At 66.3% G+C, this 8,125-nt stretch carries 4 protein-coding genes; all 4 read left to right on the top strand.

Annotation, left to right across the window (positions count from 1 at the left end; genetic code table 11):
* Positions 1 to 241: 241 nt before the first annotated feature.
* The 4 genes from Q0K00_RS10650 (at position 242) to Q0K00_RS10635 (ending at position 7,524) form a co-directional block, all read left to right on the top strand.
* Positions 242 to 1,348, top strand: a complete 1,107-nt coding sequence (locus Q0K00_RS10650; protein WP_297229358.1) for a glutamate synthase — start codon at positions 242 to 244, stop codon at positions 1,346 to 1,348.
* The gene (locus Q0K00_RS10645; RefSeq protein WP_297229356.1) at positions 1,336 to 2,967 is read left to right on the top strand and encodes a glutamate synthase-related protein; all 1,632 of its coding nucleotides are present in this window, start codon (positions 1,336 to 1,338) and stop codon (positions 2,965 to 2,967) included. Before Q0K00_RS10650 ends, Q0K00_RS10645 begins: the two co-directional genes overlap by 13 nt.
* 12 nt (positions 2,968 to 2,979) lie before the next feature.
* On the top strand, positions 2,980 to 5,280 hold the full coding sequence (locus Q0K00_RS10640) for an FAD-dependent oxidoreductase (protein WP_297229354.1): 2,301 nt from the start codon (positions 2,980 to 2,982) through the stop codon (positions 5,278 to 5,280).
* Between the two features lie 165 nt (positions 5,281 to 5,445).
* Positions 5,446 to 7,524, top strand: coding sequence for a methyl-accepting chemotaxis protein (locus Q0K00_RS10635; RefSeq protein ID WP_297229352.1), 2,079 nt, complete (start codon positions 5,446 to 5,448; stop codon positions 7,522 to 7,524).
* Positions 7,525 to 8,125: the final 601 nt, after the last annotated feature.

Genomic DNA, 8,125 nt, shown 5'->3' with positions numbered 1-8,125 from the left:
TCAATAAACGAACATGGTCACGTCTGAATAACGGCAACTATCCCTTTCCCCCTATGAAAGCGCGCTGGGGGAGGGGTGGGGGGCTTGGGGGGAGGGGGACCCCCTCCCGCGCTAGGGGAGGAGGTCCCCCTCCCCCCAAACAACCTGACCATAGCCGACACACCAAACAAACACCCTCAATACGCGCGGCCCGCGTTCGTTTTTCCGAACTCGGCGGGCGCGGGCCGCCAAGGACGGATATATGTGCAGAATCGGATCCATCAAGAGCCTGATGCCTCTTGCGCCTTCGGCGGCCTTGCGGCTCATGCTGCCGCAGCAGGAAGGGCATGACAATTCGGGCTTTGCGCTGGTCATGCAGGATTTGGAGGGCGTGTTTGCCCATTACAAGGACAAGCCGCTGCTGTCGCTGGCCTGTACGCCGCGGGGCGTGCAGCTGGTCAACGAGTACATGGAGCAGCGGGGTTTCGTGCAGGTGGCGCAGTGGGTGCCGGACGTGGACCGGCGGCCGGGGCTGCGCATCGAGGCCATGCCGCGGTACATCTTCCGCAATTACGATTATCCCGAGGTGTATCACTACCGCAGCCGGGCCGAGCGGGAGGAGCTGCTGGTGGACACGCGTCTTGCGCTGCGCGAGCTGCTGGAGCGGCATGATGCGGGGTATGTCTATTCCTTCTGGCCGGACGTGCTGACCCTGAAGGAGATCGGGGATCCGGCGGACATCGCCACGTATTTCCGGCTCTGGGAGGACGACTCCCGCCTGCTGGCCCGCAACATCGTGGCCCAGTGTCGCCAGAACACCAATTACGACATCGTGCGGTACGCGGCCCATCCCTTCTTTTTGCAGGGGTACACGCTTTGCGCCAATGGCGAGAACACCTTTTTCACCCGCAACAAGGAATTCCAGAAGTCGCTGCACCGGGGCTATGTGGGCTTCGAGTCCGACTCGCAGAATTTCCTCTATACCCTGCATTATGTGCTGCATGAACTGAAGTGGCCCCTGCGCTACTTCAAGCACGTCATCACGCCCCTGCCGCTGGCCGAGGTGGAGGGCCGCCCGGATCGCGCGGTGCTGACGCACATCCGCGAGTCGCTGGCCCATCTGGAGATCAACGGCCCCAACGCCATCATCGGCCTGCTGCCCGACGGCAGTATGCTGACCTGTTGCGACTCCAAGAAGCTGCGGCCCGTGGTGGTGGGATTCGATGACGGCATGGCGGCCGTGGCGTCGGAGGTCTGCGGCCTCAACGCCATCATGCCCGACCGCGACGCCTCGAAGGACATCTATCCCAACGAGCGGGAGCTCGTGCTCATCGACAACGATCTGGCGGTGCAGAGATGGAAGCAGTAAGGACCCAGGATATCGGGCGCAACGATCTGCGCTGGAAGATAGACTATGATGAAGCGAGCTGCACGCTCTGCGGCTCCTGCGTGGCGGCCTGCACTTTCGACGCCATCGAGGTGAGCGTGCGGCGGCACAGCCTGCCCCTGTCGGACGGGCCTTTCCCGACGCCGCGTCAGGAGCACCGGCCGCGTCCGGTCATCCGCCAGCGCGCCGAATTCGCCCGCGCCTGCGTGGGCTGCGGCATGTGCGAAAAGGTCTGTCCCAACGGGGCCATACGGCCCGTCCGCAATCAGGACGACCGCTTTGCCCTGCTGGCCCGCGCCGGAGGCCCTCTCAAGCGCGGCGGGCGGACCAACCTCAACACCCAGCGCACGCTGGACGCCATCGTGGTGGGCCGCATCAGCCAGATGACCGACCCGGCGCTGGATTCCGAGCGCCACACCTTCGACATGCGCGCCCCGCTGGGCCGGGTGATGCTGGCGCGTGACCTGCCGCTGCGCCGGGACGGGGACAATCTGGTGCTGGACGGCCGCACCCCGCCCGTCCACTGGATCTATCCCGTCATCTTCAGCGACATGAGCATCGGCGCGCTCTCCACCCGCGCGTGGGAGGCCATCGCGCTGGCTACGGCCTACCTCAATGAAGTCTGCGGCCTGCCCATCCGCATGTGCTCCGGCGAGGGCGGTATGCCCGTGCGTCTGCTGGAATCCGACCAGCTCCGCTACATGATCCTGCAGATCGCGTCCGGGCATTTCGGCTGGAACCGCATCATCAGGGCCATGCCCCGCATGAAGACCGATCCCGCGGGCGTGCTCATCAAGATCGGTCAGGGCGCCAAGCCGGGGGACGGCGGCCTCCTGCCCGCGGCCAAGGTGGCCCCGCACATCCAGGCCATCCGCGGCGTGCCGCGCACCACCCTGCACTCGCCGCCGAACCATCAGGGCCTCTATTCCATCGAGGAATCCGTGCAGAAGATGCACCTTTCCCTCAATGCGGCCTTCGGCTTCCGCGTGCCGGTGGCCATCAAGTGCGCGGCCTCGGCCACCTCGGTCTCGGTCTACAACAACCTTTTGCGCGACCCGTACCGCATCTGCGGCGGCTTCTTCATCGACGGCATCCAGGGCGGCACGGGCGCGGCCAATGAGATCTCCCTCGACCATACCGGCCATCCCATCGTCTCCAAGCTGCGCGACTGCTACCTTGCCGCCGTCTCGCAGGGCCTGCAGGGACAGATCCCCCTCTGGGCGGGCGGCGGCATGGGCATGACGGGCAACGCCGCGGCCGACGCCTTCAAGATGATCTGCCTGGGGGCCAACGGCATCATCATGGGCAAGCTGCTCATCCAGCTGCTGGGCTGCGTGGGCAACGAGCGGGGCCGCTGCAACGCCTGCTCCACCGGCAAGTGCCCCACCGGCATCTGCACGCAGGACCCGCGCCTCGTCCGCCGTCTGGACGTGGACAGGGGCGCGCAGAACATCGTGGACTACATGCTGACCTTTGACGACGAGCTGCGCAAGCTGCTGGCCCCGGTGGGCAACAGCTCCCTGCCCGTGGGCCGCTCCGACGCGCTGGTGTCCACCAGCAAGGACGTGGCCGACACCCTCCACATTTCCTACGCCTGCTGACGGAGATTTGTCATGCTGCATCTGACGACCGTACATGAACACCAGCGCCTTTCCACGCAGGACCTGCTGCTGCGCATCGAAGAGGCGGTGGAACGCGGCGAAACCGAATTCGTCATCGAAGCCTCCGGCCAGCACGACATCGGCGGGCCGCTCTGGAACCGCGACGGCCGCCCCCTGCGCTTCGTGGTCACCAATCCCGGCCAGCGCGTGGGCGGCATGTGTATGCCGGACACGGAGGTCATCGTCAACGGCCCGGCCCCGGCGGACGTGGGCTGGCTCAATGCCGGCGGCCGCATCATCGTGCGCGGCGACGCCGGGGACACGGCGGGACACTGCGCCGCCGCCGGACGCATCTACATCGGCGGCCGCGCCGGGACCCGTTCCGGCTCGCTCATGAAGCACGACCCGCTCTATGAGGCCCCGGAGCTCTGGGTGCTGCAGAGCGTGGGCAGCTTCTCCTTTGAATTCATGGGCGGCGGCAAGGCCATCGTCTGCGGCTGGAACAGCCAGACCCTGAGCAGCGTGCTGGGGGAACGGCCCTGCGTGGGCATGGTGGGCGGCGTGGTCTATGTGCGCGGCCCGCTGGGCGAGCTGCCGCCGGACGTGGCCGTGCATCCGCTGGACGAGGACGACATCGCCTTTCTGGACGCCGGGCTGGAAGCCTTCCTCGACGCCGTGGAACGGCCGCGCCTGCGCCGGGAGCTCACCGTCTGGAAGCACTGGCGCAAGATCCTGCCCGCCCCGCACGCCGCGGACAGCCACGAGGGCCTGCCGGACATGCACGATTTCCGCCGCAACCGCTGGGTGGAGGACGGCATCTTCAGCGATGTCTGCCCGGACGATTTCGCCGTGTGCGGGCTTGTGGCCCATGACGCGGACCGCCTGCGCCGCCCCGTCTGGGAGAACGCCCGCCACGCCGCCCCCTGCGAACATGCCTGCCCGGCGGGCATCCCCTCCCAGCGGCGCTTCAACCTCCTGCGGCAGGGCCGCGTGGAGGAGGCCCTGCGCCTCGTGCTGGAACACAGTCCTTTCCCGGCCTCGGTCTGCGGCCACGTCTGCCCCAATCTCTGCCAGAGCGCCTGCACGCGCAACCAGCTGGACGACGCCGTCCAGATCGGCGCGCTGGGACGGCTCTCCTCGGAGACGACGCTGCCGGTGACGGTCCCGGCCAGCGGCAAGAGCGTGGGCATCATCGGCGGCGGCGTGGGCGGCCTGAGCGCGGCCTGGCAGCTTGCGCACAAGGGCCATGCGGTCACGGTCTATGAAGCCGACGAGGACATCGGCGGCAAGCTGCGGCAGGTCATCCCCCATGCCCGCCTCGACGCGGGCGTGCTGGAGGCGGAACTGCGGCGCATCCGGGACATCGGCGTGGACATCCGCACCGGCTGCCGGGTGGATGCCGAGCGCTTCGCCGCCCTGCGCAAGGAGCACGACGCCCTCATCATCGCCACCGGCGGCCACAGGGCGCGCGTCTTCCCCTGGCCGGGCAAGGAGCGCATCGTGGCGGGCATCGACTTCCTCAAGGCCGTGAACCGGGGCGGATCGCCCGCCGTGCCCGAGCGGGTGGTGGTCATCGGCTGCGGCAACGCGGGCATGGACGTGGCCGCGGGAGCCTTTGCCTGCGGCGCGCGGGACGTGACCTGCGTGGACGTGCAGAAGCCCGCCGCCTTCGCGCACGAGATGGCGCACATCGAGGCCCTCGGCGGCAAGATCGTCTGGCCGGTGCGCACGAAGGAGATCACCGAGCAGGGCCTCGTGGACGAGGAAGGCCGTCTTTTCCCGGCGGATATGGTCATCATCAGCGTGGGCGAGACGCCGGAACTGGACTTCGTGCCCGAGACGGCCCCGCGCTTCCGCGACTGGCTCTCCCCCGCCGCCGACGGCAGCGTGCTGGAAGATGTCTATGCCGTGGGCGACGTGGTGCGGCCCGGCCTGCTGGTGGACGCCATCGGTTCCGGCCGCCGCGTGGCCGAGGCCGTGGACGCCCGCCTGCGCGGCACGCCCTCCGATGCCGCGCCCGCGCGTTCCCGCGTCCCGGCGGACAGCCTGCATACGGCCTGGTTCGCCCCCTGCCCGGCCGCCGAGCGGCCCGATGCCGCCCACGATCACGAGCGCTGCATCAGCTGCGGCACCTGCCGTGATTGCGGCCTCTGCCTGACGGCCTGCCCGCAACAGGCCATCAGCCGCATCCCGGAGGCGGACGGCGGCGCGTCCTACGTCTCCGACCCGGCCCGCTGCATCGGCTGCGGCATCTGCGCGGGCGTCTGTCCCTGCGGCATCTGGAAGATGCAGATCAACAGCCCCGCCGCCTGACGCACCTCCTTTCCTTTCCCTCCTCCGGTACGGCGGGACGCCCTCCTCGCGGGCCCCGCCGTACCGGGAACGTTCTCTCCGCTCTGACGCATATCCGCGTATCGCGCTAATGCTTTCTCTCAAGAAGCCGATAAGAACGACATACCACGTAGAGGGAGAATACGCATGACCATTTCGCGCTCGACAAGTATCGTCAACGGCGTCATGTTCGTCCTGATCTGCTACGTCGCCCTGCTCGTCTGGAACCTGTACCGCAATGTGGAAGACAATATCCGCATGAACAGGCAGAAAGAGGTCGCCCTCCAGCTGGCCAACGAGCTGATGCAATCCTCGGAACAGCTCACCAACAACGTGCGGGAATACGCCGTCACCGGCGACGAACGTTACGAGAAGATCTACCTCGCCATCGTGGATGAACGCGCCGGGAAGATCCCGCGCTCCCAGAGCAAGAGCGTCGATCCCGGCCGCACCGTCAGTCTGACGGACCTCATGCGCGAAAACGGTTTCACTGAACAGGAGTTCGCCCTCGTCAAGCAGGCCAACGACCTCTCCAACGAGCTCGTGGTGCTGGAAACGAAGGCCATGAACGCCGTCAAGGGCATCACCACCGGGCCGGACGGCTCCGAGGTCCGGGGCAAGCCCGATCTGGAACTGGCCCGCTCGCTGGTCTTCGGCGCGGACTACAAGCGCCAGACCGACAAGATCATGCAGCCGCTGGCCGAATTCTTCCGCACCCTCTCGGCGCGTACCGCCGCGCAGGTGGAAGAGAGCCGCGCCAGCGTCATGCGGGGCATCTACCTGCTGGCCGCGACCCTGCTGCTCCTGGCGGGGGCGCTGGTCTATTCGTTCATCTTCGTGCGGCGCGGCATCTGCCGTCCTCTGGCCGATACCGCCGCCTTCGCCCGGCAGGTCATCGAGGGCGATCATTCCTCCCGCCTGCATGATACGACGCAGAACGAAGTGGGCGAACTGGCCCGCGCGCTGGACAAGATGCTGGACAAGCTCGTGGCGGAACTGGCCTTCTCCAAGGGCGTCCTCAGCTCCATGCCCACGCCGGTCATGGTCTGCGACACCGAGGAGATCATCCGCTTCGTCAACGCGCCCATGCTGGATCTCTTCGCCCACACGGGCGATCCGGAAAGCTATGAGGGCACGGGGATGCGCGCCTTCATCGGCGCGGATGACGACATCTGCCGCCGCTGTGTGGAATCGCGCAAGACCCTGCGCGAGGACCGCCACCTGAACATCCCCGGCAAGGGCGACGTCTTCGGCGCGGCCATGGCCACGCCCATCTTCGACAACCAGCAGATCGTCCGGGATTCGCTGGTCGTCTGGCTGGACTACACGGAGATCACCCGCCAGCAGCGCCACATGGAAGAGACGGCCGAACGCATCCAGGAGGCCGCCGGCGAGACCACCGCCCGCATCGGCACGGCCAATACGGCCTGCGGCAGCGTGCTCAAGCTCATCGCCAAGGCGGACGACTCCTCGCGCCAGACCTCCGAGCGCATGGCCGAGACCATGGCGGCCATGGAACAGATGAACGTCGCCGTCCTCAATATCGCCAAGAATGCCGAGGACGCCGCCTCCCATTCGGCCACCATGCGCGACAAGGCCAGCGAAGGTCAGGACATCGTCAATGAAGTGGTGGCCGCCATCAGCGCCGTGCAGGAAAAGTCCCTGCGCCTGCGCGCGGACATGGAGCATCTCCACGGCGAGGCCCAGAACATCACGCAGGTGATGACCGTCATCAGCGACATCGCTGACCAGACCAACCTGCTCGCCCTCAATGCCGCCATCGAGGCCGCCCGCGCCGGGGAAGCCGGACGCGGCTTCGCCGTGGTGGCCGACGAGGTGCGCAAGCTGGCCGAAAAGACCATGGCCGCCACCACCGAAGTGGACAAGACCATGGGCGGCATCCAGCGCGATGCCGTCACCAACATGAAGAACGTGGACGAAGCCGTCAGCAACATCAACCATGTGACGGATCTGGCCCGCGCTTCCGGCGATCATCTGGCCGACATCGTCCACCTGTCCACCGAAGCGGCGGACATGGTGCGGCTCATCGCCTCCGCCAGCGAGGAACAATCCTCCACCTCGGCCCAGATCAACGGCGCTGTGGAAGAAGTCAACAACATCAGCAAGGAACTGGTCGATGCCATGTCGCAGGCCACCGAATCCACGCAGGCCCTGACCGATGAACTCAGGGAACTGCAAAAGGTCGCGGACCGGCTGGTGGAATAGTTTTCGACGGCGTATGCCGGAAACTGTCCGGGACGACAACGCCCCGAACGACAAAAGGATGCGGACGGCACGGCCTCCGCATCCTTTTTTATGGCTCCGCTGACTCCGTATGCGGATCGGGGAGCGTTTCCCCTTTGGAACGCTTCGCGTCCCAAACCATACGGCTTGTCGTTTCGCGGGATGAACGTGGTTTTCCCGTCCTCTTTTGGCCGGGCGGCGCTGTGACCCCGCCTCGCGTCATGCCTTTTTCAACGGCAAAACGCTCCAGGGCGTGCCGGCATAAACTTTACAAACAATTTCAATAGATAAGGGAAGTAAACTGTATATACTCCGCTTGCTTTTGGGGCAAGGGTGCCTCGTGTCTCCGACTCTTCCCCGGTAAACGCGCGCCGGGCAAGGATCGAGGGGGATTGGGGGGAAGGATGACGAGAACGCCTTTTCTCGCTTTGCCGCGAAAAGGCTGGCCCTCCCGCGCGAGGCGAGGCTTCCCCCTCCCCCCAAACAGACGACGAATAGCGTCAACAGCCCCTAGGGTCAGGACTCATTAAAGGTAAAAAATGACAATGGCAGCAATATGGATTGCCGAAAGGAATGTATGGGC

It is taken from the genome of uncultured Desulfovibrio sp. (assembly GCF_944327235.1).
Classification (GTDB): Bacteria; Desulfobacterota; Desulfovibrionia; order Desulfovibrionales; family Desulfovibrionaceae; genus Desulfovibrio.
Note: the sequence above shows the minus strand (reverse complement) of the source record. Positions and strands in the feature narration are given on the sequence as shown.

Excerpts from the sequence above, each read along its gene's own strand:
- Q0K00_RS10645 (WP_297229356.1), top strand. The coding sequence starts at position 1,336 with ATGGAAGCAGTAAGGACCCAGGATATCGGGCGCAACGATCTGCGCTGG.
- Q0K00_RS10635 (WP_297229352.1), top strand. The coding sequence starts at position 5,446 with ATGACCATTTCGCGCTCGACAAGTATCGTCAACGGCGTCATGTTCGTC.
- Q0K00_RS10650 (WP_297229358.1), top strand. The coding sequence starts at position 242 with ATGTGCAGAATCGGATCCATCAAGAGCCTGATGCCTCTTGCGCCTTCG.
- Q0K00_RS10640 (WP_297229354.1), top strand. The coding sequence starts at position 2,980 with ATGCTGCATCTGACGACCGTACATGAACACCAGCGCCTTTCCACGCAG.